Source organism: Streptomyces luteireticuli (assembly GCF_041519305.1).
Taxonomy (GTDB): Bacteria; Actinomycetota; Actinomycetes; order Streptomycetales; family Streptomycetaceae; genus Streptomyces; species Streptomyces luteireticuli.
The window spans coordinates 271,387-295,808 of sequence record NZ_CP167928.1 but is presented as its reverse complement, the minus strand read 5'-3'; the positions used below and the strand labels follow the sequence as shown (position 1 = coordinate 295,808).

20 protein-coding genes and 5 pseudogenes are annotated in these 24,422 nt (G+C 65.9%); 12 read left to right on the top strand and 13 right to left on the bottom strand.

Going from position 1 to position 24,422, the window contains the following annotated elements; genetic code table 11:
* Positions 1–827: 827 nt before the first annotated feature.
* Positions 828–1,812: pseudogene (locus AB8735_RS36985) on the top strand (transposase); the annotation flags it as partial.
* 158 nt (positions 1,813–1,970) lie between these two features.
* Here the strand turns inward: AB8735_RS36985 and AB8735_RS36980 are convergent.
* Positions 1,971–2,519, bottom strand: coding sequence for a hypothetical protein (locus tag AB8735_RS36980; RefSeq protein ID WP_372412213.1), 549 nt, complete (start codon positions 2,517–2,519; stop codon positions 1,971–1,973).
* A 206-nt stretch (positions 2,520–2,725) separates the two neighbouring features.
* On the opposite strand from AB8735_RS36980, the gene AB8735_RS36975 reads away from it, so the two are divergent.
* Positions 2,726–3,043 (top strand): transposase, encoded by a 318-nt coding sequence (locus tag AB8735_RS36975; protein ID WP_372412212.1) that lies wholly within the window; start codon positions 2,726–2,728, stop codon positions 3,041–3,043.
* Positions 3,044–3,182: 139 nt separating this feature from the next.
* On the top strand, positions 3,183–3,398 hold the full coding sequence (locus AB8735_RS36970; RefSeq protein ID WP_372412211.1) for a transposase: 216 nt from the start codon (positions 3,183–3,185) through the stop codon (positions 3,396–3,398).
* A gap of 629 nt (positions 3,399–4,027) precedes the next feature.
* On the opposite strand, the gene AB8735_RS36965 is transcribed toward AB8735_RS36970, so the two are convergent.
* Entirely contained in the window at positions 4,028–4,366 is a 339-nt protein-coding gene (locus AB8735_RS36965) for an Lsr2 family protein (RefSeq protein WP_372412210.1), read from the bottom strand.
* Between the two features lie 829 nt (positions 4,367–5,195).
* Between AB8735_RS36965 and AB8735_RS36960 the strand changes: the two are divergent.
* Positions 5,196–5,529: pseudogene (locus AB8735_RS36960) on the top strand (transposase family protein); the annotation flags it as partial.
* A gap of 114 nt (positions 5,530–5,643) precedes the next feature.
* Here the strand turns inward: AB8735_RS36960 and ltrA (AB8735_RS36955) are convergent.
* Complete coding sequence (ltrA, locus tag AB8735_RS36955) at positions 5,644–7,110, bottom strand: group II intron reverse transcriptase/maturase (RefSeq protein ID WP_372407672.1); 1,467 nt, start codon at positions 7,108–7,110, stop codon at positions 5,644–5,646.
* Between the two features lie 523 nt (positions 7,111–7,633).
* On the opposite strand from ltrA (AB8735_RS36955), the pseudogene AB8735_RS36950 reads away from it, so the two are divergent.
* Positions 7,634–8,108, top strand: a pseudogene (locus AB8735_RS36950) (transposase family protein); the annotation flags it as partial.
* A gap of 224 nt (positions 8,109–8,332) precedes the next feature.
* On the opposite strand, the gene ltrA (AB8735_RS36945) reads toward AB8735_RS36950, so the two are convergent.
* Positions 8,333–9,523: a group II intron reverse transcriptase/maturase gene (gene ltrA, locus AB8735_RS36945; protein ID WP_372412209.1), complete on the bottom strand. Its 1,191-nt coding sequence runs from the start codon at positions 9,521–9,523 to the stop codon at positions 8,333–8,335.
* A gap of 827 nt (positions 9,524–10,350) precedes the next feature.
* Between ltrA (AB8735_RS36945) and AB8735_RS36940 the strand changes: the two genes are divergently transcribed.
* Together AB8735_RS36940 and AB8735_RS36935 are read left to right on the top strand one after the other, a co-directional pair.
* Complete coding sequence (locus AB8735_RS36940; RefSeq protein WP_372412208.1) at positions 10,351–10,635, top strand: hypothetical protein; 285 nt, start codon at positions 10,351–10,353, stop codon at positions 10,633–10,635.
* A complete protein-coding gene (locus tag AB8735_RS36935) occupies positions 10,620–11,030 on the top strand; it encodes a tail fiber domain-containing protein (protein WP_372412207.1) in 411 nt (136 codons plus the stop codon). Before AB8735_RS36940 ends, AB8735_RS36935 begins: the two co-directional genes overlap by 16 nt.
* Before the next feature lie 112 nt (positions 11,031–11,142).
* On the opposite strand, the gene AB8735_RS36930 is transcribed toward AB8735_RS36935, so the two are convergent.
* Positions 11,143–11,499 (bottom strand): transposase family protein, encoded by a 357-nt coding sequence (locus AB8735_RS36930; RefSeq protein WP_372412206.1) that lies wholly within the window; start codon positions 11,497–11,499, stop codon positions 11,143–11,145.
* Positions 11,496–12,053, bottom strand: a complete 558-nt coding sequence (locus tag AB8735_RS36925; RefSeq protein WP_372412205.1) for a hypothetical protein — start codon at positions 12,051–12,053, stop codon at positions 11,496–11,498. Before AB8735_RS36925 ends, AB8735_RS36930 begins: the two co-directional genes overlap by 4 nt.
* Positions 12,054–12,240: 187 nt before the next feature.
* Between AB8735_RS36925 and AB8735_RS36920 the strand changes: the two genes are divergently transcribed.
* Positions 12,241–12,546: a hypothetical protein gene (locus AB8735_RS36920; RefSeq protein WP_372412204.1), complete on the top strand. Its 306-nt coding sequence runs from the start codon at positions 12,241–12,243 to the stop codon at positions 12,544–12,546.
* 212 nt (positions 12,547–12,758) lie between these two features.
* On the opposite strand, the gene AB8735_RS36915 is transcribed toward AB8735_RS36920, so the two are convergent.
* Positions 12,759–13,259, bottom strand: a complete 501-nt coding sequence (locus tag AB8735_RS36915; RefSeq protein WP_372412203.1) for a hypothetical protein — start codon at positions 13,257–13,259, stop codon at positions 12,759–12,761.
* A gap of 541 nt (positions 13,260–13,800) precedes the next feature.
* Here AB8735_RS36915 and AB8735_RS36910 point away from each other — a divergent pair.
* The 3 genes from AB8735_RS36910 to AB8735_RS36900 all read left to right on the top strand — a co-directional run bounded on the left by AB8735_RS36910 (position 13,801) and on the right by AB8735_RS36900 (position 19,989).
* Entirely contained in the window at positions 13,801–14,202 is a 402-nt protein-coding gene (locus tag AB8735_RS36910) for a hypothetical protein (protein WP_372412202.1), read from the top strand.
* Between the two features lie 403 nt (positions 14,203–14,605).
* Positions 14,606–19,084, top strand: coding sequence for an SNF2-related protein (locus tag AB8735_RS36905; protein ID WP_372412201.1), 4,479 nt, complete (start codon positions 14,606–14,608; stop codon positions 19,082–19,084).
* Positions 19,081–19,989: a hypothetical protein gene (locus tag AB8735_RS36900; RefSeq protein WP_372412200.1), complete on the top strand. Its 909-nt coding sequence runs from the start codon at positions 19,081–19,083 to the stop codon at positions 19,987–19,989. Before AB8735_RS36905 ends, AB8735_RS36900 begins: the two co-directional genes overlap by 4 nt.
* A gap of 695 nt (positions 19,990–20,684) precedes the next feature.
* Here the strand turns inward: AB8735_RS36900 and AB8735_RS36895 are convergent.
* The gene (locus AB8735_RS36895) at positions 20,685–20,864 is read right to left on the bottom strand and encodes a zinc ribbon domain-containing protein (RefSeq protein WP_372412199.1); all 180 of its coding nucleotides are present in this window, start codon (positions 20,862–20,864) and stop codon (positions 20,685–20,687) included.
* A 15-nt stretch (positions 20,865–20,879) separates the two neighbouring features.
* Here AB8735_RS36895 and AB8735_RS36890 point away from each other — a divergent pair.
* Positions 20,880–21,022: pseudogene (locus tag AB8735_RS36890) on the top strand (IS4 family transposase); the annotation flags it as partial.
* A gap of 272 nt (positions 21,023–21,294) precedes the next feature.
* On the opposite strand, the gene AB8735_RS36885 reads toward AB8735_RS36890, so the two are convergent.
* From AB8735_RS36885 to AB8735_RS36865, 5 genes and pseudogenes are all read right to left on the bottom strand, one after another.
* A complete protein-coding gene (locus AB8735_RS36885) occupies positions 21,295–21,798 on the bottom strand; it encodes a hypothetical protein (protein WP_372412198.1) in 504 nt (167 codons plus the stop codon).
* Between the two features lie 1,075 nt (positions 21,799–22,873).
* Positions 22,874–23,083 (bottom strand): annotated as a pseudogene (locus tag AB8735_RS36880) (IS110 family transposase); the annotation flags it as partial.
* A gap of 116 nt (positions 23,084–23,199) precedes the next feature.
* A complete protein-coding gene (locus AB8735_RS36875; RefSeq protein ID WP_372412197.1) occupies positions 23,200–23,697 on the bottom strand; it encodes a transposase in 498 nt (165 codons plus the stop codon).
* Positions 23,669–24,106 (bottom strand): transposase, encoded by a 438-nt coding sequence (locus tag AB8735_RS36870; RefSeq protein ID WP_372412196.1) that lies wholly within the window; start codon positions 24,104–24,106, stop codon positions 23,669–23,671. The genes AB8735_RS36875 and AB8735_RS36870 overlap by 29 nt, the downstream gene beginning before the upstream one ends.
* Before the next feature lie 5 nt (positions 24,107–24,111).
* A complete protein-coding gene (locus tag AB8735_RS36865) occupies positions 24,112–24,381 on the bottom strand; it encodes a hypothetical protein (RefSeq protein ID WP_372412195.1) in 270 nt (89 codons plus the stop codon).
* Positions 24,382–24,422: the final 41 nt, after the last annotated feature.

The window sequence follows — 24,422 nt, the reverse complement described above, 5'->3', positions numbered from 1 at the left end:
CGACCTCCACTAGGGAGCCTGTCAACGGCCAAGTAGTGCGCCCCGAGTCAGGAACCTCTGAGGAAGCGCGCTGACGTTTACCGATCCGCCGACCGTGACCTCCGCAGTTGTCTCCGCAGGAGCCTTTTTCCATCGGTACGGCCTGTGAGTGAGGCAGTGACAGCATGTTGACCATGGGATGACGAACGGGGCATCCCGCGAGTTGGCAGATCACCATAACTAGCCTGACCTGCAGAGATACTTCACCCCCGATGGCCAACTTCGTAGCACTTTTATTCATTTGTGCGGGTGAATGCTGGAGGCGGGTGGAGAGGCTCGGCCCACCCACCCCCAGCGGCCTTCAGGGGGTGGTGTAGACGGCGGTCCACGGATGGTCGGTCCGCAGGCTTCTTCACTGCCGATCACGATTCCATCGACGGTAGTACCCAGGTGTGGAAGGTGGTGGGCAGTGTGGGCGCCGAGGACGAGCTGGCAGCACCGACCGGTCAGGGCGCAGGCCAGCACGGTGGCCAGGGACCGCTCCTTACAGCCGATCGCCCGTGCCACCACGGCGGTTGGCACGCGAGGATCTTCACAGGCAGGATACGGAACCAACGAGGCATCAGGGACTGCCGCGACGTGCCGTGCTGGCGGGCGACCTCAGCCACCGGAGGGCTGTCCAGGACCTCCACGACGGTCTGGAACCGGTATTCCACTATTCAGAGTCCCTGCAGACTCCTGAGTCTCACCCATGCCCTAACGATGACGGGGAGACCGGTCAAGAATGTGGGCGGACCGTCAAGGAGGAACCGACACACCCCGCATGAAGCAAGAGCTGGGACTGCATACTGACCGGCGTCGACGAAATGGTCCTCTCGCTTTCCGCCCGCGGTCTCACACACGGCGAGATCTCCGCCCACCTCGCCGAGGTCTACGGCGCCGAAGTCTCGAAGACCACGATCTCCGCGATCACGGACAAGGTGATCGAGGGCATGCACGAATGGCAGAACCGGCCTCTCGACTCGGTCTACCCGGTTCTGTTCATCGACTGTGTGCACGTAAAGGTCTGGAGGGATGGCCAGGTCGCCAACCGCCCGATTTACGTGGCGGTCGAAGGCACCGCGAAATCCTCGGGCTCTGGGCCGGCGACGGCGGTGAAGGGGCGAAGTACTGGCTTCAGGTCCTCACCGAGATCAAGAATCGCGGAACCGAAGACGTCTGCATGGTCGTCTGCGATGGGCTGAAAGGCCTGCCGGACGCGATCGAGACGGTCTGGCCGCAAGCGATCACGCAGACCTGCGTGGTTCACCGGAGCTGTAAGGAAATTACTCGCGGGTTCTGCCTCTTGACACCGCAGGTGAGCATGACAACCACCAACAAATAATTTTCTTACGGCTCCACCTATTGAGGGCGTCGTTCCGTTACGCGGCCCGCCAGGGCTGGGACAAGATCTCCAAGGCACTCGAGCCCGTCTGCACCGTCCCGGCCCAGGACGTCGCGGAAGAGAAGTTCCTTGAATTCTGTTAGACATGGGGCGGGAAGTATCCCACGATCGTGAAGCGGTGGGAGAACGCCTGGGCCGAGTTCGTGCCCTTCCTCCCGTTCGACACCGAGATACGGCGCATCGTCTGCACCACGAACGCCATCCAGGCCGTGAACGCGCGGATCCGCAAAGCCGTCCGGGCCCGCGAGAACTTCCCGAACGAGCAGGCAGCCCTCAAGTCCGTCTACATGGCCATCATGAGCCTTGACCCCACCGGGAAGGGAAGCAAACGCTGGTCACAGCGATGGAAGGACGCCCTCAACAACAGCAACTTCACCAAGATTCAATGACTTTGGAACGGCCCTGCCTGGGTCTAAGCCTCCTTCACACAGAAAGTGCCTTCCGCTTGGACCGACGGAACCCATCAGCAAGGTTCATCGTCCCAAGCCAGGAAGGCACTTTCGCTTTTCCTCCCCACTCACGTCCGTACCCAAGTGAAAGGGCGAGGTTAGGATTTCGTGAATGCTCCTTGGACACTACCGATGGACACTCGGCTGATACCGCAGCTGCTGGGCGGGCCCGGGTCCACAGTAGCAATACCTGTCGGTACGATGATGGTGGCTACGTACCCGTCGTAGGGACCGCCGGACAAGCTGACGGTTTCCTTCACCGTGGCGGGAATGGTGCTGGTGTCCACCGTGACGTCGGCTTTCTCCATACCTTGGAACGTGGTTGTGTCCCGGTTGGTGTACACGGCTGTTGCGTCTGCGTGGAGGTTGACTTTACCCGGGATAACTGAACAAGTCAGTTTCGCGGTCCCACGGGTGACGGTCCATGCGGACACATCTTGCGGCCCGGGGGCACGAAGGCACCCCACGTAGTCGGCATTTACCACACCCGTTCCGTTGTTCTTGAAGACGGCCTCAGCATTGACCTGGCAGGTCAATGTGATGGCACTGGCTTGGGGAGAGGAGGGGCGTTCCTGTGCGGCGCTGGGCGGGATGATAGCCGTGGACCCCAGCAGGGCGGCCGTGACGGCGGCGAATGAGATTCGCATTGTGGCACTCCTTTCGGGTGTGAAGACCGTAGTGCTGCCCACCTCGACAGGCGAGAGGTACAGCGGTTCCGTGTGAGAGCACGGTAGTGAGCGAGGGCGCACGGGCCACTCCATGCGGGGGTGGAGTTTTCCTGGAAACGGGTGAGGACATCTTTGGCCTTCCCCTCGTAACGTGGAGGTGTGGCTGAAGGGGGAGCTGAGGGGGCATGGGTGGGAAGCGACGGTCGTACGACGCGCTTTTTCGCGAGGGTGCGGTACGGATCGTGTTGGAGACGAGGAAGTCCGCGGCGATGGTCGCGCGGGATCTGGGGGTGCACGAGGGCACGCTGCAGACCTGGGTCCATCGCGCCAAGGCCCGCGCAGCCGCGGAGACCGCGGGCGGGCTGGACGAGTCCGAGCGTGAGGAACTGCGTCGGCTGCGTGAGGAGAACAGGCAGCTGCGCAAGGAGAACACCGAGATCGGGATGGAACGTGATGTCCTCAGGCGTTCCGTGGTCCTGTGGGTGAAGGAGGCGACGAAGTGACGGTTGCGGGCTTCATCGCCGACCAGAAGACCGGACACCACGTCCCGCACAGGGTCGCCTGTCGGGCGCTTGAGGTGTCCGAGTCCTGGTTCTGCAAGTGGCGTCGCCGACCCGAGCAGCCGACGAGGCGTGAGGCCGGATGGGCCGCCCTGGCCGAGCGGATCACCCACTTCTCAACGCCTCGGGCCGCACCTACGGTTCGCCGAGGATCACGCTGGACTTGTGGGCTGAAGGTTGGCAGGTCTCGGTGAACACCGTCGCCCAGGTCATGGCCGAGCTCGGCCATGGGGGGCCGCAAGCCCCCGCGACGGCGTCGGAACCTGACCCGTCAGGGCAAGCGGAAAGCGGCCCGTGACCTGGTGCTTCGCCGCTTCCAGGCGATTGCTCCGGACGTGTTGTGGTGGGGCGGTATGACGGAGATCGAAACCGGTGAGGGCAAGCTCTGCCTCGCCTCCGTTCACGATGCATTCTCCCGCCGGGTGCTCGGCTACGCGATGGGCGAGCGGTACGATGCCGCCCTTCAGTGCCTCTTTGCAGATGGCCGCTGCGACGCGCGGCGGCACCGTGGACGGCGTGATCTTCCGCTCGGCCCGCGGGTCGGAATACGAGTGAGGCCTACAACAGCCTCTGTGACCGCCTGGGCGTGGTGCAGTCCATGGGGCGCGTCGGGTCTGCTCTGGACAACGCGGCCGCGGAATCGTTCCACTCGTCGATCAAGGCCGTACATCCGCCGGCACCGCTTCGCCACCCGCGCCGAGGCCCGGCTGAAGATCGCCACGTGGATCGCGGACTGCTTCAACACACGCCGCCGACGGACTGCCACCGGTCGAGTTCGAACGAGTCATCAACCACAAGCGAGCAGAGGCCCGTTCACAAGCCCGAGCCGCATAGGAGAAGCCTCCACGCTTCCGAGGGATTGCCATGTTCTCCAGATACCGAATACGGTGAGACCCCTCGATGGCATCGAGGGGCCATGGATTGTCTTTAGTTGCTGGCCTTCTCGTAGGCCTCTCGGATCTCGGCGGGGACTCGGCCGCGATCGTTCACGCTGTAGCCGTTTTCCTTGGCCCATGCACGAATCTTGGCGGTCTCGTCAGAGCGGTTCAAAGAGCCGCGGCCAGCAGGGCGAGTCTGCCCCTTCCCCTTCACGCGTCGTCCGTTCCTGACGTACGGCCGGAGCACTTCGAACAACGTGCTGAAGTTCTTCGCGTTAAGGTCGATTTCATACTCTTTGCCATCGAGCACAAAGGTGTGTGTTGCGACATCTTCGGTTGCCTCGCCAGTGAGGTCATCCGTGAACGTGGTTACTACTTGCTTTGCCATGGCCTGATTGTAGCCAGAAGATGGCTCCGAGGGCTACTTCCTAGCTGGCCCAGCAGAGTCAGTTTTCAGAGTGGAGGTGCCTGACGTTTCGCTCTTCTGGCACGGCCAGCACATCAGTGAAGCGCCGGGAGAGTCTCGGGCTCAGCAAATACTCCGCCTCGCCAGCACCGAAGAAGCACCGAAGAAGGCAGGTCCGGACAGCATCCCATCGCATGAGTGGAGGCTTCATGCCGTTTCTGCATCAAGGGTTTCACTGGATAAAATGAAGGCCAATTGGTCATCCCGTGGGCCGCGAGAGGCTACCCAATCTATGGCGTGCACCCTTTGAAAAATCGCGGTCAAGTTTATCTCCTCCCTGAGTTCCTGCATTTCCGCTAGGTATGGTGACTTGGCCGGTCGTTGAGGGCCCTCACGTTTCCAGACAGGCACCTGAAGCCTTTTTTGCCCGACCTCTTGCGAGTGACCCTGGGGATCCTGTTGAAATCACTTGTGGCCTGCGAAAATTGATCGCGAGGACCTCATGCGCTGCCACTCTGACGAGTGACAAGTGAAAAATGCTCTTGAGAGTCTATTTTCCGAGCTAATTGCAACTTCATGCACTTGGCGTGGACTTCGCGACGTGGCAGTAACCCTGACAAAGTGAAGATGGGGGCTTATGCTGATGACCTGCCCGGTCAGGCCTATCGCCAGGGTTGGTTCAAAGTCGTGGTGGCCAAGAGAACGTGCTGGTCATGGTGGTGTGGAGGGCGTGTCTGGGGGGCGTGGCGGATGCAAGCTCTACGCACCGCGCTTCGCCCGAGGAGTCTCGCTTGGTTCCGTATCCTTCCTGCTCGATGTCCCCTATGAGCTGGTTGAGTATGTCTCGTGGCTGATTCACGCCCGTGGTCAGGAGCTGAAGTCACAGTGGTGGAGGCTGGGTTGTTTCAGGCAGGCTCTGCTGACGCTGGCGCATCTGCGGAAGAACGAGACGTTCGCGCAGGTCGGGGCCGGTTTGGGAGTGTCGGAGTCGACGGCCTGGCGGTATGTCGACGAGACCCTCGGGATCCTCGCGGCCTTGGGCACCCGGTCTCCGCGAGGCGCTGGTGGGCCTGGGTGAGAGCGGCTTCGCCATCGTTGACGGGACACTGATCCCGACCGACCGGATCGCCGCGGACGAACCGTACTGTTGAGTCGGCACGGAGCGCAGTGCTGGTGTTGCCACCGGTCCGTTTCTCCGTGCCGCTCGCCGAACCCGGCGTGCGGCTCTCACCGCACCGGGCTCTCCACGGTCTCTGCCGTCAGGCGTGGTTGAGGGGCCAGGGGCTGGGGATCGTGTTGCCCCGGTAGCGGTAGCGGGTGACTGCGACCGAGACCATGGGGAACAGCTCGATCCCGTCCACCGACAGTGGTCTCCACCGGCCGTTGTGGTCGGTGAAGCGTCGGCGGAGGTCCTTCCACCTCCAGCGGTGCAGCACCCTCCACCAGCTGGCCACCCGTCGCCACACGAAGTGGTCCAGGGCCTTCAACGTGGTCTTGCATACTGCGTGCTTGAAGTAGCTGACCCAGCCGCGCATGATCTGGTTGAGCCTGATCAGTACGTCCCTGGGGACCTGCTGCGACGTCCTGTTCGTCAGGGCACGGATCTTGTCCCTCAGCTGCCGGACAGGCCGGTCGGCGATGAAGGTGTAGACGTACCACTGGTTCGAACCTCGCTTGCGGCGCCACTGGATACGGAACCCCAGGAAGTCGAACCCGTCCGACATGTGCACGACCTGGGTCTTGGCCGGTGAGAGCCGCAGCCCCAGAGGGAGCAGTGCGTCGGTGATTGCCTCGCGCAGTTGGACCGTGTCGTCGCGTCCGCCGTCGATCAGAACGACGAAATCGTCCGCGTAGCGGACGATGCGCCAGTTCGGTCGGCCGTACCGGCGGCGATGCGCCCGCCTGCCTCTGGTGGACATCGACCCGCCTGGCTTCCATGGCTCCATCAGGTGCTCGTCGAGCGCCGACAGGGCGATGTTCGCCAGCAGCGGGGAGAGGATGCCGCCTTGCGGGGTGCCGGTCAGGGTCTCCGCGCGGTCGCCGGCCTCGGTGAGGACGCCAGCCTTGAGGAACGCCTTGACCAGTCGCAACACGCGCTTGTCCTTGACTCGCTGCCGCACCCGGTCCATGAGGGCCGTGTGGTCGATGGAGTCAAAACACGCCTCGATATCCGCATCCAGCACCCATCTGTAGCCGTGGGTGCCGTAATAGTGGATCTCGGCGATGGCGTCGTGTGCTCTCCGCATCGGCCTGAAGCCGTAGGAGACCGGCTCGAAGTCGGCCTCGAAGATCGGCTCCAGCACCAGCTTGAGCGCCGCCTGGACCACCCGGTCGGAAATGGTTGGGATGCCGAGTTTGCGCAACTTCCCGCTCCCGCCGGGTTTCGGGATCTTGCGCTCCCGCACCGGCAGCGGGCGGAATTCACCCGTCTTGAGGGCATGGCGCAAGTCGTCCAGGTAGCCCGGGAGGCCGAGTTCCCGCTCGACGTTGACGGCTGTGAGACCGTCGACGCCCGGAGTTCGGGCCCCCTGGTTGCCCGCGACCCGTTCGAATGCGACAAGCAATGTCGCCGGGTCGCTCACGAGGTTGAACAGGTCGTCGAACCTGCAGCCGGGATCGGCCGCCGCCCAACGGTGAAGCTTGGCCTGCATCCCCGATACCCGCTGGCGGGGCCCTACTTGGGCTTCCAGCGGAGCACTGCTGTTCAGCAGCGCGTCTTTCGGCATTGCATCCTCCTTCCCTTCGCGATACCGCTGCCGCCCTTCCCCATGTGCCGGGCTCTCCCCGGCTCCGAGTACTACGGCGGCTCCGCCCCGTCCCGGACCGCTCGGCCGACGGTGGGCCCAGCCCCGAACCCGCGCCGGGCGCGCGATGTCAGGGCAGGACCGGGACGGTTCCCGTGTTCACTCGCTGTCGATTGACGAAGGAGGAGCCCGGCTATGCCCCCGCGGCCTCGCCACGGCTACCCCGCAGCACTTCACCGTGGCCTCCCCACACGACGGCAATAAGCCGTGCGACGAGTTCCCCACCGAGCAAGTAGTCGGCGGGGACGTACCGCATCCAGCCCAGATCCACCAGGTTCGAGCTGGCGTGCCTTAAGGAGGCGTAAACGCCGGTTCCTCGCGTACTCCTCTCCGTCTCGCTTGCCGGACCCGCACCATCTGGCAGTACCGACACGTCCCGGCTTCGTCGGGGCCGCTTGCCACCCTCCCCGGCACCTCCCGGCTCAGGCTGCCCCCAGCTTCAACCACCCTGCTGCGACAGGGCGATGGTGGTGGTCTTTCACCTCCACTCGAACAACGAGCACCTCACGGCGCACACAGCCAGAAGCACAAGCGGCACGGGATGAACGTGCAGGCCGTCGCCCGCCCGGACGGCACACCGCTGTGGTTCTCCCGAGCCCTGCCCGGACGCACCCACGACCTGACCACGGCCCGCGCCCACGGCGTCGTCCAGGCCTGCCTCACCCGGCAGATCCTCGTCCTGGCCGACCGCGCCTACCAGGGCGCCGGCGCCACCGTCCGCACCCCTCTCCTACGGGCACCGCGAACTCCCCGAGCACTACCAGCGGTTCAACCGCGTCCATGCCCGCCTGCGGGCTCCCGGCGAGCGCGCTTTCGCCCGCCTGAAGACCTGGCGCGTCCTCCGCCGGGCACGATGCTCCACCAACCGCATCAGCCGCACCGTCCAGGCCGTCCACACCCTCCTCACCCGCAGCTATTCAAGATGTAGGGTCGGGGGCTGGCGCGGTGGCGGAGTACGTCCGCTCCGTTTCCAGCCCCCGCCGCTTCGAACCGGGCATGCGGTTCTCCCGCACCCGGCTCACCGACGCCGTTCACCGGCGGTATTCGGTCTCTCCCGCCAGGGCTTGCCCGCCCTGGGTGCAACAACGGTTCCATATGGGCTGATCAGACCGAGCCGGTTCGAGGACGAGACCGCGAGCACCCATCAGCCGAAGGCCCGGCTGCGCCAGTGCTTCTTGCTGATGAAGTGCGCGATCCGTTTCTCCGCGTATCGGCCGATCTTGCTGAAGCGTCGAGCGGGATGGCCGTACTTGAAGTACGCCATCCAGCCCCGGAGGAACATGTTGACCTCCTCCACGATCGCTTCGACTCGCAGCGGGAGCCAGCGCCGTCCGGTGATTTCCCGGATTCGGTCGCGGGCATGCTGCACGGCCCTGTCCGAGGGCCAGCGGGCGAGGAATTCGAACCGCCGGCGCCCGTGCAACCCGCGTGAACGCACCTGCCGATGGTGAAATCCGAGGAAGTCAAAACCTTCCCCGCCCGTCTGCAGGTGCACGATGCGGGTCTTGGACGCCTTGGGTTCCAGGCCGAGTTGGGCCAGCAGCCCGGTCAGCCGCGCGAGTGCGCGTTCGGCCTGGCTGCGCGACCAGCACATCACGACGGCATCGTCGGCGTAACGCACCAGGATCCCGTCGTGCTCGTCCCAGGCCCGGTCGAGCCGGTGCAGATAGACGTTGCACAAGACGGGCGAAATCACACCGCCCTGCGGTGTCCCGGTCACCGGCCGCCGCACCTGGCCGTCCTCCATCACTCCGGCCCGCAGGATCTGCCGCAGGAGCTTGAGGACGGACTGGTCGCACACGCGCTCCTCAACCGCGTGCATCAACTGGTCATGCGGAATCGTCGAGAAGCACTCGGCGATGTCCGTCTCCACCACCCACCGGCGCCCTCGCGCGTGCTCGTCCACGAGCACCTGCAGGGCGTCGTGCGCCGACCGCTTCGGGCGGAACCCGAAGCTGCAGCCGAGCATGTCCGCCTCGAAGACCGGCTCGAGCACGATCTTCAGCGCGGCCTGCACGATCCGGTCACGGACCGAAGGGACGGAAAGCGGCCTGCACTCCCCCGCTGTTCCCGGCTTGGGGATCAGCACCCTCCGGGCAGGCAGCGGCCGATACCGGCCCGCCCGCAACTCGCCGGCCAGCTCGACGAGGAGACGGTCAACGCCGTACTCCTCGACCGCAGCCAGGGTGGTGTTGTCGATGCCTGGTGCGCCGTTGTTGGCACGCACCGAAGCCCACGCGCGCCGCAGAACATCCCTGCGGTGGATTTTGTCCGCCAGCGCGTGGAACCGTCGTCCGGGATCGGCCTTGGCCGCCCAGTAAAGCGCATGCTGCAAGGCACGGACCGGATCCGAGGGAGAACGTCCCCCGACGGCGGGACTAGCCACACGGGCACTCACCGAGCCCCTCCTTCACACCACACACACCGACGAAGCAGTGGCCCTTCCCTCACCGGGAGTTGTGTTGTCTCCCGGCTCCAAGCGGTACTACGGCCACCTCCGACGCCCACCCGGCCCGCGCCCACTTCCCGGGATCACCGGTTATAGGACGCACAGCTTCCGATGACGAATATCCGCAGGTCATCGGGCCGGGGAGGGCCTCCCCAGTTCCCGCCGCCACCTTCGATACGTTCCGCGCCCCATACGCCGGGGAGTCCTTCACGGCTGCCCGTCCAGGATCTTCACCGCTTCCATGGCCTTCGCCCCGATTTCGAGAGGCTCGGCACTCCCTCGTTCCACCCGAAAGGGTGGCTGAGTAACGACGCCGCAGGCTTCGCGTGATGCTACGGACCGTATCGTCGCAGGGCTTTTGACGCTGGGCTTCGACGCCGGACGTTTCCCTCCGACACCGCCAGCCTGCTACCGGGCCTCCTGGCAGCTACCCGGACCGGACTTCCACCGGCAGGCGACGACGAGCTTCCGAACAGCAAGAACACCGCTACGTCACGGTGTCACCTCCTGCTCTACTGGGCGCACGAAAGACGTTCACTGCCCTGTTCCTGGACCACCCACCTCTATCACTTTAGTCATGCCCAAACCATAACCATCTCCTCGCCATCCTCTCGACCCCTTAGCCAATGATGGACTCAGGGAGGCGAACATTCTCGCCCCTCCGTTTCTCTGCACGGAACTCCCGCAAGAGACTTTCAAATCCGAGGAGTAAAGTGAAGAACCTGAAGAGGGCTTTTGCCGCCATCATGGGTGCGGGAGCCGCGCTGGTCGCATTCACCGGAGTTTCGTCCGCCGCCGAGAACAACATCACGACTGCGGCAGTTGACAGCCCCGACTGCCTGAAGGAGGGTGGCGGCCTGCCGGGGGCCGACTGTCACTACAATGACATCTCTAAGTCGCAGAAGGGCATTGACCTCTTCCGTGGCGGTGACAGCCGTGACCCGAGCGACCGTGTCCTGAAGGCCGACGAGGTCGCAATCGATTGGGCGCGCTGTTGAAGCGTGTTTTCAGCTGGCTGGCCCGTGCGGGCCAGCCAGCCCCCGCCACTTCAGCCAACCGTCCCCACGCACTGCAGGCAGGCCCGATCGCCGGGGACGGCTCGGCGCCCGTCAACGGCTTCGACATCCTCGACAAGGTCATCTCCCTGCCGATCAGCACATGGCGGTACCAGTGGGAAGGCGAGGATGTCCGGCACATCGGCCCAATGTCGCAGGACTGGAAGCGCGTCTTCGGCCTGGGTGATGAATACGAGGGCATCTACTGCGTCGATGCAAAAGGAATCTCCCTGGTATCGATCCAGGCTTTGCACCGGCTGATCATCACCCTCCAGGACCAGGTCAACCAGCTAGAGCGACGTCTCGACGAGGACCCACGCCATAAGTCAGCGTCCTGATCCACTACGACCGCGCTGCTGGCGCGAACCGGCTGCAGAGCCAACCTGTGGAAAACGATCCAGATCAGGTAATGCTCCTGGTGCAAATTTCCATCCGGCGGCCGGTCGTCAGTCACCACACGAGCCGGGCAGCCGCAGCGAGAATGGCGCTGTTCAGCTTCAGACCGACCACATACGGCAGCAGCTGTTCCTCATCGGTCAGCAGATTCACGTCGCACATCCACCGGGAAGGTTGTTCAGAAGTGATGGATCGTGGGGTCCAGGTGCGGAGGAGTTCGAGCTGGGTGACGGTGTCGAGGATCTCGCGGAAGCGGTCGAGGGGGCCTCGGTAGTTCTCGGAGAGGATCTTCCAGTTCTCGAGGTGGCCGATGCAGCGTTCGACCGCGGAGCGGATGGAGGAGTGGGCCCGGTTGCAGTCCTTCTCCACGTCGGTGAGCGGGCGGTGCAGGGGTTTCTTGTACGGGGTCAACAGGTTGCTGCCCTGGTAACCCTTGTCACCGCAAGGCCGGGGTGTCTGCCGACGGCGGCCTCCACGCCCGAGGCGGTAAAGGCGAAGGCATCATGCCGGGCACCGGGCAGGGGCCGGCCGACGGCCCGGAGCCGGCCTCGGAGGTCGGATATCACCTGGATGTTGTGGCCGCACCGGCGGTGCTTGGCGGAGAACAGCTGTTCAGCAGCTTTCCAGTCCCAGCACGGTGCGAGGAACCCATCAACGAGCACCGGCTCGCCACGAGGCAGCCGGCCGATCCCGAACCCCAGCCGCTTCAGGCTGTCACGCACCACCGGCCGCAGCAGCGACCCGTACCGCGAGACCGTCGGCTGCGAGCAGCCGAACAGCTCACCCGCCATCTCCTGCACGGCATCATGCCGCAACAGGAAGCACAGCAGGATGACCGCTTTCCACAACGGCAGCGCATGCGGCCGCCCGAGCGCACGGTCCCAGTCCGGCAGCCACCGCTCCACCCGGCCGACGAGCAAGGACAGCTGATACGGACTCAAGCCGGTAGTACGATGGAAGCGCATCGGTCCCCCCGAGCGTCCGCACAGGATTCGACACCCCGTACGGTACGCCGAGGGGACCGATCTTGTATCCAGCGACCAACTCGCCAAGATCAACTACTTCTGCATAACCTCCCTGGTTGAGGCGATCGACGGAGCGACCCTCGTGCGACCCGTCGCACGCCGCCCCAAGTGCCCAGGGGATGCGTGGGTGTTCATGGATGAGGTCGAACCGAGCGACGGTCCCAAGGCATGCATCCCCAACGCGGCCCTGCAGGACATGACTACGCGGCAGTTTGCCGTTTTCGCCTACCTGCCTGTGTGCATGGCCGAGGGAGAGGAAGGGACGCCGGAAGGCTTCGCCGAGACCGCCGACTGGGGTGACGAAATCGGCGACATCAAAGAGATCTTCGATGAAGTGCACGCGAGCGGCTGGCTGCAGTGCCGGGGATGCTCCGCATGCCCCCGAGGCGACCTCTGCACTCGTACGGTCACGGAGGACACGTCGGCCCGTTAGGACACGCCTCAGGCGGCCGCCTTCGAGCCGTCCGCCCCTCCCAGCGAGGCGGCCAAAGGCCTCGCATCATCTGGCCAGGGTGCCCTGTGAAGGCCGGCCTGCGGTCAGCACGGCACTGCGCACACGCACTGCCCGGACCAGCGCACGGGCCTCGTTCCCATCCCGCACGCTGTCGGCCAGGGCTCACAGGGGGTGCAGAAGCATCGGCCGGGTCAAGAGCCGAGGTCCGTCTTGATCTCTGTCTCCCAGACGGTGTAAGCGCGGTCGACGTGCAGGGCCGCCACATAGGCGGACAGCCGATCGTCCTCGGCATCGGCCAGCGCATCGCGGCCGAGGATGGTACGCGCCTGAGCCAGCCGGTCCTTCACTCGCCACCACTGCGCGTCGACGCCGGCCTTCTCCTGGACCGTCTCGTACAGGGCCTGCAGCGCGTAACGGACTGAGCGTACGTCGCCGGGAGCCACGTCCAGGCGGGGAATGGTGGGGTCGAGAGCGCTCCGGCCCCAGGTGTTGATCCGTGCAACGATCCGCCGCAACGAGACCTCCGCCATGGGAACGTCGAAGGCGGAGTCGCCACCAGCGGGCGCCTCCTGGCCGGGATGGGCCGGAGCATTCGGCGTCAGGGCGAGCAGCCCAGCCTGTTCCAGCAGCCGAGCCATGGGCCCGCAGGCGTCCTCGACCTGGTGGAAGGGGCAGTATTCCGGGATCAACACAAGGCCTCTCACACCGTGAACAGCAACAGAGCCGGATATGTTACGTCAATCCGCCGGTTTGACACGGCCCACCTTCCGCTACTTTCGGCTGAATTGCGGTTACGGTGTGCGTGCAGCGCTCAGGCGCTGATTCTTTGCAGCGTGGGCGGTGTCGGCGTGTATACCGTGCCGACATCGCCGCGCTGCGGTACAAATCGCCTCTATGGTGAGGACCACCCCCACTCCGCCTAAACCGGCACGCGTGATCGCGCGCAGGCGTAATGGAGCCGCTCGACGTGTCGAAATCTCCGCCCAAGAGGTGGAGGAAGCCTTCCGACTCCTGCAATTCGTGCCAGCTCCCGAGGCCCGTCAGCTACGGGACAAGTTCGCTGCCGTTCTTCGACCAGTGTGCTACTGGGCATCGTCGCGCACAGATCGGTATTCCAACTATCCAGCCTGGGGCCCATGCGGGGCGGTCGTCAGCGCGCCGAACGAGCGCTGCGTCGAACACCAATGGCCACTGCCCACCGATAGCCCGGATCCCTTCCCGGACCGGTGCATCGTGACGCTGGACGAGGAACTCGGAGACTCCCGCTGGATCCGCTACTCCGGCGGGCTGCGCTGCCCTTTCGACCGTCGTGCGGGAAGCGACCGGTGCCCACATCATGATCCCCGCGACGACGAACTGTGCCGTTACCCCGTGGGCGACGGTGGCGCCTGTACGGTCCCTCAGGGAGTCTTCGCGTGCCGAAACCACCGGTATGTGAGGATCGCGGACTTCAAAGACCGGCTCGAACAACTGCCGCTGGATCTGGATTGCGGCTTCTGTGGCGCCGCCTCGGGCGAGAGCTGCACCAATAGGAACGGTCGAGACGTCGCGTTCCACAAAAAGCGCGTCAGCGCCAGCCAGGGCTCGGAGGCGGAGAAGGAGCTGTCCGACACCATCGAGTGGCTGAGCATCTGAGCTGCCCCGCGACCTTCGTTGCCTCCACAGGCCTTGACCGCCTGCCGACGCAGGGACGTGCGGGAGGGCGCGCCGTGCGCCCGTCCTCCTGATGCGTGAACCGCACACCGCACTGTTCCAATCGCTGCACCTCCTCCTCCCCCCCCGAACGAGACAGTCGCCGTGGCCGCGCGCGCTCTGTCTCTCCTGGCTGACCACTGTGCTCAGGAGCTTGCTGGTCAACAGGTTCCTGTCCCAGACCGTGGCAGGTCTTGTTCGCCGGACACCGAGCACGACGGTGCTGACCTGCCAGATCACCGCTTCTCCATGTTTCTTCGCGAAGGTTGAGATGGACCCTGTACCACCGAGTTCCACCGCCCGTGTGCCACGCCCCGCGGCCGGTTCCCGTGTTGCTCTCGAGTCGGTGGATCCGCATGTCTTCTCCCGGCTGCTGGAGGCAGCGTGGGAAAACCGCCATATGCCTCCCGAGCTCGCCGCCGAGGCCGCCGCACGCGGAGGGTCCGGACGCCTCGGTATCAAGGATCTGCGCCTGCTGCTGATGCGGGCCTCGTCGCTCCCCTCCGCCCAGGCGGCCGTCGCCGGTGCGTGGGCGATCGTCTCGGCACGCCCCGAGCTGGCCACCTCCGTGCTCCATACCCACTGCCAGGACATCGGCACTCCGTCGGCCTTCGTGATCCGTGAGGTGCACAAGGCGAACCCGAAGCTGTTCAGCGCTCAAGCCGGATGGCGACAGCCCGGCTCGAACGCCCATGGCGCCGTGGTGACGCGCCCCAGCCGCAAGGCCGCCCACCAGCGCGCGGCCGTGAGCCTGCTCGGTCACCTCTGCGGAGCCGAACAGGTCGAGCAGGACAGCGCCCTCACTGGATGGGTGCCCGCCGGCCGCTTCTCATCGGCTTCGCCGCCGGCCCAGGCCAGGGACGTGTCCTTCCCGACCCGCCTTCAAGAAGCTCTGGACCGCCCCCAGATCGCGCCGGCGGAAGTGGCCGAGGTTGTGCTGCGGATCAACGCAGGAGGGCTGATCCCGCGCGACCTCCACGCGGTTCTGTTCACCGCCCGGGCTGCGGCATGGCAGTCCGCTCGCGAGGCGGTCCTGACTGCGGCTTGTGATCCCGGCGTCGCTGTGGCCGTGCTGACCCTGCATCAGTCACTGCGCTACGGGCCGACGCCTTCCTATACGGAAGAGGTACGCAAAAGCGATCCGCCGCTCTTTCGCATGCGCGCTACCTGCGTCATCGACGGAGAGCAGATCAGCGAGCTCGGCCCATGGCGCAACAACAAGCGGCAGGCACGCGGAGCCGCCGCACACCGGCTGCTGGCCCAACTGGCCGGCCTGCCAGTGCAAGCGCCGCTGCCGATCCATGCCGCGGGGCCCCGCCCGGCGACAGGCAATGACCCCGTGCAGGAGAAGGACCCGCAGGAACAACTGATGGCACTGGCCCAAGCCGGCGCGATCAGCGATCCCGTATTCAAGAGCGCGCCCGGAATCACAGGTCTGGAACCGTTGTTCGTGTGCGTCGCCGCCTGCGTACACCGTGATGAGTTGCTCACTGTTACGGAGCGGGGGCTGGGCCGCTCCAGCACGCGGTCGTCGGCCGCGCGTCAACTGCTGAGTACCGTCCAGCGCGCCATGAAGGCAGGCCGCGGTCTGCGTCTGGGCCGCATCCCGGTACCGGAGCTCGGCGGCAAGAACCCTCTGATGCTCCTGAACGAGCTCAAACAGGGTGGCAAGATCAGCAAGCTGAGTATCGAGGACCCGGACAAGGACTCCGCAGGATTCGTCGGACGGATCACCTGCAAGGTTCACGCGGAGTGGCTGGAGACCCTCGGTCATGGGCCCACCAAGCGCGAAGCACAGTGCCGAGCCGCGGAGGCCATGATCGAATTGCTGGCCACTCCTGTGGAGGGACAGGAACGCGGCCAGAACGATCCCACCGCTGCGGAGCCGGCGGCCGCAGCAGCCGCCGGCGCGGGAGCCGTAGGCGCCCACCGCAATCCGGCCGGACTTCTTGCGGACCGCGATGAGGCGGCAGCCGCCGAGGATGCGCTGAACGAACTGCTGCAGCAGGGTACGGACATCACCATTGATCTGCAGGACGGCGCCGGCCGGTTCCTGCTCTACCGGACCGACGGGATCCCGTTGGGGGCCGTCTGTCACAAGCCGATCAGATGCTGCACGGCCGACCTTGTCCTGCCCGGCCGGGGCGTCGCGGTCGGCCCCCGTCCGGTGGAATGCTGGCAGGTCCCTGTGCGGCTGCTGGCCAACGCTATGGCCCGGACGTCTGACGGTGACAAGATCGCACCGTCCGTCCAGGTGTGGCATCAGGTGATCCAGCTGGGGCTGGCTGTGGTGGCCGACGGCCGGGTGTACCCGACGCTGGACAGCAACGGTGCTGACGTGTGGCGCCTGGGCCCGCTCAACGAGCACGAGCGCAAGCGCGCACGGCAACTACGACAGGCCATGGTGCCTCCCGCGCACTGCGGGGCAGCCACCGACACCAGGCCCTACCTCCTGTGGGCGCCGCGCGTCGCGATCCGGGCCGGGCTCGACGCGGTCGCCGAGGCGATGCTGCGGGGCCCTGGTGCCTCAGCGGTCCTGGGACACGCCCCGTTCACCGCCCCCATTCCGCAGCAGCAGAGCAGCACCGCCCTGCACCAGTGGGCCGATCACGCCGAGGACGATCGCGCCGAGACATCGGCCGTGGACCTGAAGCTGTCCGTCCAGGCCCCGAAGAAGGGCAGCCCCAACGACACCGAACTGCTGTGGGCCGAGCTGCTGGTCGCCCAGCCCACCGCGGAAAGCCGCAAGCAGCAGCTGTTCCGCCCGGTTACCCAGGTGACCGGCGACGAGGGGTTGATGGGGCACATCCGCCGACGGCTGCGGCGCATCGCCGAGGTGTGGGAGCCGGCCAAGCGGCTCCTCGAGTGCCCGGTGCCCGACCGGTTCACGCTGCTCGCCGGCGAGGCCGTCCTGCTGCTGGGCGCCACGCGGGATCAACTGGAACGGGCCGACCTGAGCGTGCACTGGCACCACAAGTGGGCCCACCGGCTGCGCACACGCGTAGTGGTCGGACAGCAACCCGACGCGTCTGCGGCCGTGCCCCGGCCGCGGTTCTCCCTCGACGACGTGCTGGACGGCCGGTGGCAGATGTCGCTCGGCGACACAGACCTCTCCGACCAGGAGATGGACGACATCGCCCAGGCACCGCGGCCCCTGGCCAAAGTCCGGGACCAGTGGGTGATGGTCGACGAAGACACCGCCCGCCGTGCCACCGACCGCCGCATCGGCCCGATCTCCTCGGAACAAGCCCTACGAGCCTCCCTGACCGGGTATATCGACGTCGACGGACAGGTCATGCCCTGCGAACCAGCGGCCGCTCTCGCCGACCTCGTGGACTTCCTGCGCACCGGCTCCCGCACGACACCCGTCCCCGCACCAGGAGCCTTGCAGGCAACGCTGCGCGATTACCAGCATCTGGGCCTGGCCTGGCTGGCGAACACCACCAACGCGGGCTTCGGCGCGATGCTCGCCGACGACATGGGCCTGGGCAAAACCCTGACCGCTCTGGCGCTGCACCTCCACCGCCGGGAATCCGCCTCCGGCGCCACCGGGCCGACCCTGATCGTCTGCCCGGCCTCCGTCATCATCAACTGGGAGCGCGAAGTCCACCGGTTCGCCCCGACCGTGCCGACCCTGCGCTACCTGGGATCCGACCGCACCCTCGAGGACGCCACCTCGCGCACGATCGTCATCACAAGCTACGAGACGCTCCGCCGCGACGTCGACCTGCTGGCCCTGCTGCACTTCGACCTGGTCGTCGCCGACGAAGCCCAGATGGTCAAGAACCACCGCACCGCCACCGCCCGCGCCCTGCGCCGCATCAGGACCACCGTCCGGGTGGCACTGACCGGCACCCCGGTGGAGAACAACCTCACCGAGGCATGGGCCCTCATGGACTGGCTCAACCCCGGCCTGTTCGGAACAGAGCGCGTCTTCCGCGATCAGTTCGCCCGCCCCATCGAGGACAACATCGCCGACACCGAGCGAACCACACGGCTGTCCGGCCTCATGAGCGCGTTCATACTGCGCCGCCGCAAGAGCGACCCGGGCATCCTGACCGAGCTGCCACCCAAGGACATCCGGCCGCGCATCGTCAGCCTCAGCAACGAACAGATCCAGCTCTACCAACAGACAGCCGACGACACGTTCCAGGAGATCCGTGAGGCCCAAGGGGTCCACCGCAAAGGCCTGTTGCTGGAACTGTTCAACAAGCTGCAGCAGATCTGCAACTCACCCGCCCAGTACCTCAAAGACCCCCTCGAGGACGACTACGACCCCGAGCAGGCGGCATCCCGGTCCGGCAAGATCGGCGCGCTCGACGACCTGCTGCCCGCCCTGACTTCCCCCGACGAATCCACACTGATCTTCACCCGGTACCGGTCCATGGCCAAACGCCTCGTACGGCACCTGCGCAGCCACGGCCACGACCCCCTCTACTACAGCGGAGACATCCCCTCCGTCCGCGAACGCCAACGCATCATCGACACCTTCCAGTCCCGCTCCGGCCAGCTCATGGTGATGACGGTCAAAGCCGGCGGTACCGGCCTCACGCTCACCCAAGCCAGCCACGTCGTGCTCTTCGACCGCCCCTGGAACCCAGCCAAAGAGAACCAGGCCATCGACCGCGCCCACCGCCTGGGCCAGCAGCGCACCGTCACCGTGCACCCCCTCATCACAGAGAACACCCTGGAAGACCGCGTCGACGAACTCCTCAACCACAAACGGGCCCTCGCCGACGCCGTGCTCGCCGACGGCTACTCCGCCCTCACCGAACTGACCGACGACCAGATCATCGACCTGATCGCTCTGGGAGCACAGCGATGACCCCGAACACATGGGCCCACACCTGGGAATCCCTCCTGCGAGCCACCATCAACGACGAAGCCCTCTGGCTCGCCGGCCACAACGACCTGTCCGCAGGCGGCCTCACCCACCTCACCCTCGAAACCGGCCGAGCACACGCCACCGCCACCGACCGGCACAACACCACACCAGCACACCCAACGATCACCATGCCGGTCCTCACCGACGACCAGACCACAACCTGGCAATCCGCCTCCCCCACCTGCGGCCACCACCAAGCCGTCCACGCCGGCAAACTCCCCGAATGCCTGACGAACCCGGCTCACACCGGCGGCGTGCCCACCCAGCCCGCGCCTGGAGAGATCATCTCCAACTGCGACTGCAGAAACTCGCCATGCCGCCACATTGCAGCCCTCACCCACGCCGTCACCGCACTCCTGACCACCCACCCAGCCGACTTCGCCACGCTGCGCGGACTACCCGCAGACCCCCCGCAACACCACCCCGACACCAGTACGCACCAGCCGGTCACCACCACCCGCACAACGCCCGGCGGAAAGGTCCACATCCCCGCCCACCACGCATGGGCGTGGTACCGCGAATGCGCCGAACCGCCCCTCCTACCCACCTACACACCCGAGCTGACCGATGAACCAGTGCCAAACCTCCCGGCTCAAGCGGCTCCCCCCACACCTGCACCACAGCCGGAGCAGATCCACGCACTCATCAGCGATGCCGCAGCACAAGCGCGGGCACACCTACGAGACGCCACCCACCTGGAATGCGCACTGCACGACGACGCACTCCGCCTCGCGGCCGCAGTCCCCGGCGTCCGGCTTCCCGAGACAGCCGAGCGTCTGGCCATCGATATCGCCGATCTACGCGAACAGATCTCGGCGTACACACCGGCCCCGCGGCGGCACTAAAGAGGTGCCGTTATATGATGTGCGCCACACGCCCCTAGGGGGCTCTTGCGTCTCAGCGTTGCCGCTGCCTGATGTGGGCCTGCTTCGGCGAGGCCCCCTGTCGTACCTGAGTACGCCAGGCGGCGGATGTCTCATGAGACATACAGATCGTGGAGAACACCTGCGCCTGGGTCCTGCACCCCGGTGAGGACCTCGGCGCCCCCGCTCACTGCGGCACCACCCTGTGCGTCGCCGGATACACCGCGCACTTCACCGGCCTCACAACCCTCGCCCCGTCCAGAATCACCTACCGGCCCGACACGAACCAGCGCAGTTACGTCGACGAGGTCGCCCGGCGCGAACTCGGTCTCAGTGACGACGACTGCGACTGGCTTTCTCCGGCCACCGTACCCGCGACGAGGTCCTGGCCGCGCTCGGCCAGCTCGCCGACGGCGCCACGCGCATCAATATCGCCGACATCACTCGAACGACATCCGACCCGTAACCCACCCCCATCCCCAGGCCCTTGGGACTTGCCGCTTGTGCGGGCTCGAGTCGCCCCCCATGTCTCGCCCCCCGTCTGGGGCACCTGTCCCTGGCCCTGGGCACCCCCGCCGCGCCGTCGCGAGGCGGCTCGAAGCCGAGCAGGCCACAGACCACAATCCATCCGAGGAGAAACCCGTGGCTCCTCCCCGGCTGAAGCCGGGGGCTTCTCGCTATACCGGGTTGGCGTCGCGACGGACCAGCCCGGCCCGTAGGCCGTTCAGAGCGCCCACCGTGTCCGCGTGCGTGCTGTGGCCGCATGAGACGCAGTGGAATTTCTCCTGGGTGGGCCGGTTCTCCGCTGAGACGTTCCCACATTCGGGGCAGGTCCGGCTGAAGCCGGGGATACCCACGCAAGATCAGGGATGGACCCGGACGAAGCCAACGCCGTCGAACTCGCGGCCGCTTATGCCGAACGCTGGGAAGTCGAGTCCAGCCTCGACGAGATCAAAACCCACCAAGGGGCGGTGGCGCCATTCTGCGCTCGAAATCCCCGGACATGATCGAGCAGGCAGGGCTGATTTAAAAGTCTTATCGGTGCTGGTCAGAGTTGGTGGGGGAGGCCTCGCGGAGGCCGGCGGCGATGTTGGTGTGGCCGTGTTCGTGGAGGGTGTTGATGGCGAGGTTGCGGAGGGTGGTCATGGTCTCGGAGGCTGTGGCCGGTGCGGACCTTTAAGGCGTCCTCGGCGAAGGTGGTGTCGCGGATGTAATGCAGCCGGTTCTCGATCACCAATTGTGACCGGGCGAAGTGCCCGATGCGCTGTGGGGAGGCCTCGTGCGCGGTCAGGTGTCGGGGATGGCGTAGAGGGTCTGCCGGGTCGTCTTCCCGTTCTTGGTGTCGGTGCGGTGCCGAAGGATCTTCGCAGCCTGGACCACGTGCGGGAGGTCCGGGCCGGGGCCGGTGACGGTGAGCGCACGCACGGAGCGGGTCTCGCGCCTGTCGTGCCCTGCCTCCCGGTCGTGGCGGACGGCTGCGCACTGTGTCCACGGCAGCACGCGCAACGCGGCGTGGAGTCGGGGCCGGTTGCCCTCGACGGTCAGCAGGTAGTGAGCCTGCTTGCTTTCCACCAGGAATGTCGCGTGGTTGCGCTGGATGTGCAGGGCGTCAGCCGTCATCACCAGGCCGGTGTATAAGGGGTCCAGCAGCGCGGTGAAGCAGGCAATCTCATTACCGCGGTCCGGCACCCGCAGCTGGGTGACGGCCTGCCCGGTACCGGTGACGGCGGCCAGCAGATGGGCAGCCGGGGTGCCGCCGTGGCGTGAGCCGCGGGCATTCCTGCCGTCCACCGCCATCGGACCGGCCTCGCCCGGTGCATGATCCGAGAAGGTCGGCAAGGCCTCTGGGACACACAGCCGCCAGGACTCTGCGGACGGTCGAGGTACTGGGCGCCTGCCGCACTGGCAGCGAGCCGGTGCGCTCCGGAGACCGAGACGGGGCCAGCAACATCCCCAGCCGACCCTCTCCAGCCCCACGACCCCGCGGTGGTGACGCGTGGGTGACTCCACCAGACAGACGGTGACAGACTGACGGCACATCGAAGCTCCGGCCGTTCAGGGCGACTTGACGGGTCACCCCTTCAACCGGAGCATCGTTGCATCCGTCACGACCCCCAGACACGCCCTCCACGCCACCAGGACCAGCACGTTCTCTTGACCACCACGACCTTGAACCAGCCTTGCTCACAAGGCGTAGATCGGAAGAGCTCAGTACATTCTGCGATTTTCTTCAGGCCTGGAGTTCATAGATTGCAAGGCTGCATACGTGGAAGCCATGGCCCTCCTCGTGTCCTGGCCTTCCTCCTGCCTGGTTCCGTGTCGAACTGTGGTATCAGGATTAAGTCCAAGGCCCCTGCTATTCTCGGGAGTTCGGGTCACAGGGGCACGGCGCGTGGCGTACATAATCGCTCACCTTCTCGGAGATGTCCAACTCGACTGGCAAGCCTTAACTCTGACGATTTCGAGAGTAAACAGGTGTAGCTCAGGCCCTGCAGCTTCTGCAGGCCTCATGACGGGAAACAGCTTCCCAATCTGATCCAGGGCTCTGGCCTCTCGTGGATTTGTACCGTGCGGTCTCCAGTCTACGACTGCGCCGTCCATTCCGCCTCTAATCATCCACCCGTCGCCACTACGCTACAAGGACGCCGCACGAACATTGCCCATTGAGAGAGTTTCATCCTGAAGTTGCTGTTCGTGGGGCTGGTGTGAGGTGTAGCTGGGGTGCTCGTTCCAGTCGGGAGTTTGATCGCCTGCGGGTGATCGTCCGTCAGCGGCCGACTTCGGTGTTGGTCAGTACGCGGACACCCGCAGGAGTGTGGTCGCGTGTTTCGCGTTCATACGGGCCTGAGGCATCTCAATGCAGAAGTCAAGCCGCCGCAGGTACCGGTACGGCGGCCGTGAACAGGCGTTTGTCCCTCAGCATTGCCCACAGCACGTCTACCCTGCGACGGGCCAGGGACAGCAGTGCCTGGGTGTGGATCAGCCCCTCACGACGCTTCTTCCGGTAGTACTCCTGCGACGGCCCCGGCATCGTCATGGCGACCTGCGCGGACATGTAGAACAGCCAGCGCAGACGCGGGACTGACACAAAAATGACGTGAGATCGGAGCTCAGGTGGCGATGGGATCAAAGCGGACGGTCAGGCCGAGGCTGTTGGCTTCCTTGGTCATGCGGCGCATGGCGCGTTCGGGGTCACGGCGGGTGAAATGCCCAGGGGCCGAGTTCGCGGTAGGGCTCGTGATCGTGCAGGACGTGCCAGATGGCGATAGCGAGTTTGTGTATCACGGCGACCAGGGCCCGTTTGCCGCCGCGCCGGGCGGCCAGTCTGCGGAAGAAGACGCCGAGGTAGGAGTCCTTGTTCTTGAGCGCGACCATGGCGGCGATGCCGAGCAGACGTTTGAGGTTGGCGTTGCCGGGACGGGTGCGGCCGGACTTGCTGATCCCAGCGGATTCGTTCTGGCCGGGGCAGACTCCGATCCAGGAGGCGAGGTGGTGAGCGGAGGCGAACTGGGCCATGTCGCCCCCGGTCTCGGCGATGATGATCTCAGCGCCAAGACGGCCGACGCCGGGGATGGTGACGAGGAGCTCCAGGTCCTGTTCACGGCCGGCCAGCAAAGTGGCGATGCGGGCGTCGAAGGCGGCGGTGACGGTGTTCCAGCGGTCAATCTCGTCGAGGTAGTGCTGGATCATGAACGCGTGGTGCGCGGTGAACTCGCCGTCCAGCGCCTCGATCAGGGCAGGGATCTTGTTCCGGGCCCGGGCCGCGGGCCAGACCGGCGAGGCGGGCGGGATCCCGTTCGCCGCGGATCAGGGCTTCGAGAATGGCCCACCCGCTGGCCCCGGTCACGTTGGTGAGGACGGCGGAGAGCTTCATCCCGGTGTCCTCGAGCTCCTTTTCCAGGCGTTGGTTCTCCCATCCTGCCGCCCGGGCCAGTTCAGTGCGACGGCGGGTCAGATCCCGCAGCTCGCGGATGCGGCGCTCGGGAACGAAAGAGGCCATCACCATGCCCGCGGCGCCGGCCCGGGCCAGGAAGGCCGCGTCGTTGGGGTCAGTCTTGCGCCCACGGATCCCTTTGAGGTGAGCGGGGTTGACCAGCATGAGGTTCAGGTGCGGCTGCAGCAGTAGACGCCGCGCCCGTAGTCCGAGGTCGCCTCCATCACCACGACCTCGACCCGCCGCTCGAGCAGCCAGGCCAGCAGGCGCCGCACTTCGGCGGTGGTGGTGCCGAACCGCTCCGTCTCCAGCGACCAGTTGCCGGCCCGGCTCGTGGAGGGCGTGCGGACGCACGCGAGCACGAACCGTTTGCCCAAGTCCACGCCTGCGGGCCGCAGATGGATGATGATGTCGTCCTTCACCTCCTGGAGCCGGGGCATCGTGTTCTCCCGCCCGGTACGGCCGTGTCCGGCGGATGCCC

Bases quoted from the DNA above. Each gene is read 5' to 3' on its own strand.
- AB8735_RS36980 (WP_372412213.1), bottom strand. From the start codon at position 2,519: ATGCGAATCTCATTCGCCGCCGTCACGGCCGCCCTGCTGGGGTCCACG.
- AB8735_RS36975 (WP_372412212.1), top strand. From the start codon at position 2,726: ATGGGTGGGAAGCGACGGTCGTACGACGCGCTTTTTCGCGAGGGTGCG.
- AB8735_RS36970 (WP_372412211.1), top strand. From the start codon at position 3,183: ATGGGCCGCCCTGGCCGAGCGGATCACCCACTTCTCAACGCCTCGGGC.
- AB8735_RS36965 (WP_372412210.1), bottom strand. From the start codon at position 4,366: ATGGCAAAGCAAGTAGTAACCACGTTCACGGATGACCTCACTGGCGAG.
- ltrA (WP_372407672.1), bottom strand. From the start codon at position 7,110: ATGCCGAAAGACGCGCTGCTGAACAGCAGTGCTCCGCTGGAAGCCCAA.
- AB8735_RS36925 (WP_372412205.1), bottom strand. From the start codon at position 12,053: ATGCGCTTCCATCGTACTACCGGCTTGAGTCCGTATCAGCTGTCCTTG.
- AB8735_RS36900 (WP_372412200.1), top strand. From the start codon at position 19,081: ATGACCCCGAACACATGGGCCCACACCTGGGAATCCCTCCTGCGAGCC.
- AB8735_RS36875 (WP_372412197.1), bottom strand. From the start codon at position 23,697: ATGATCCAGCACTACCTCGACGAGATTGACCGCTGGAACACCGTCACC.
- AB8735_RS36870 (WP_372412196.1), bottom strand. From the start codon at position 24,106: ATGCTGGTCAACCCCGCTCACCTCAAAGGGATCCGTGGGCGCAAGACT.
- AB8735_RS36865 (WP_372412195.1), bottom strand. From the start codon at position 24,381: ATGCCCCGGCTCCAGGAGGTGAAGGACGACATCATCATCCATCTGCGG.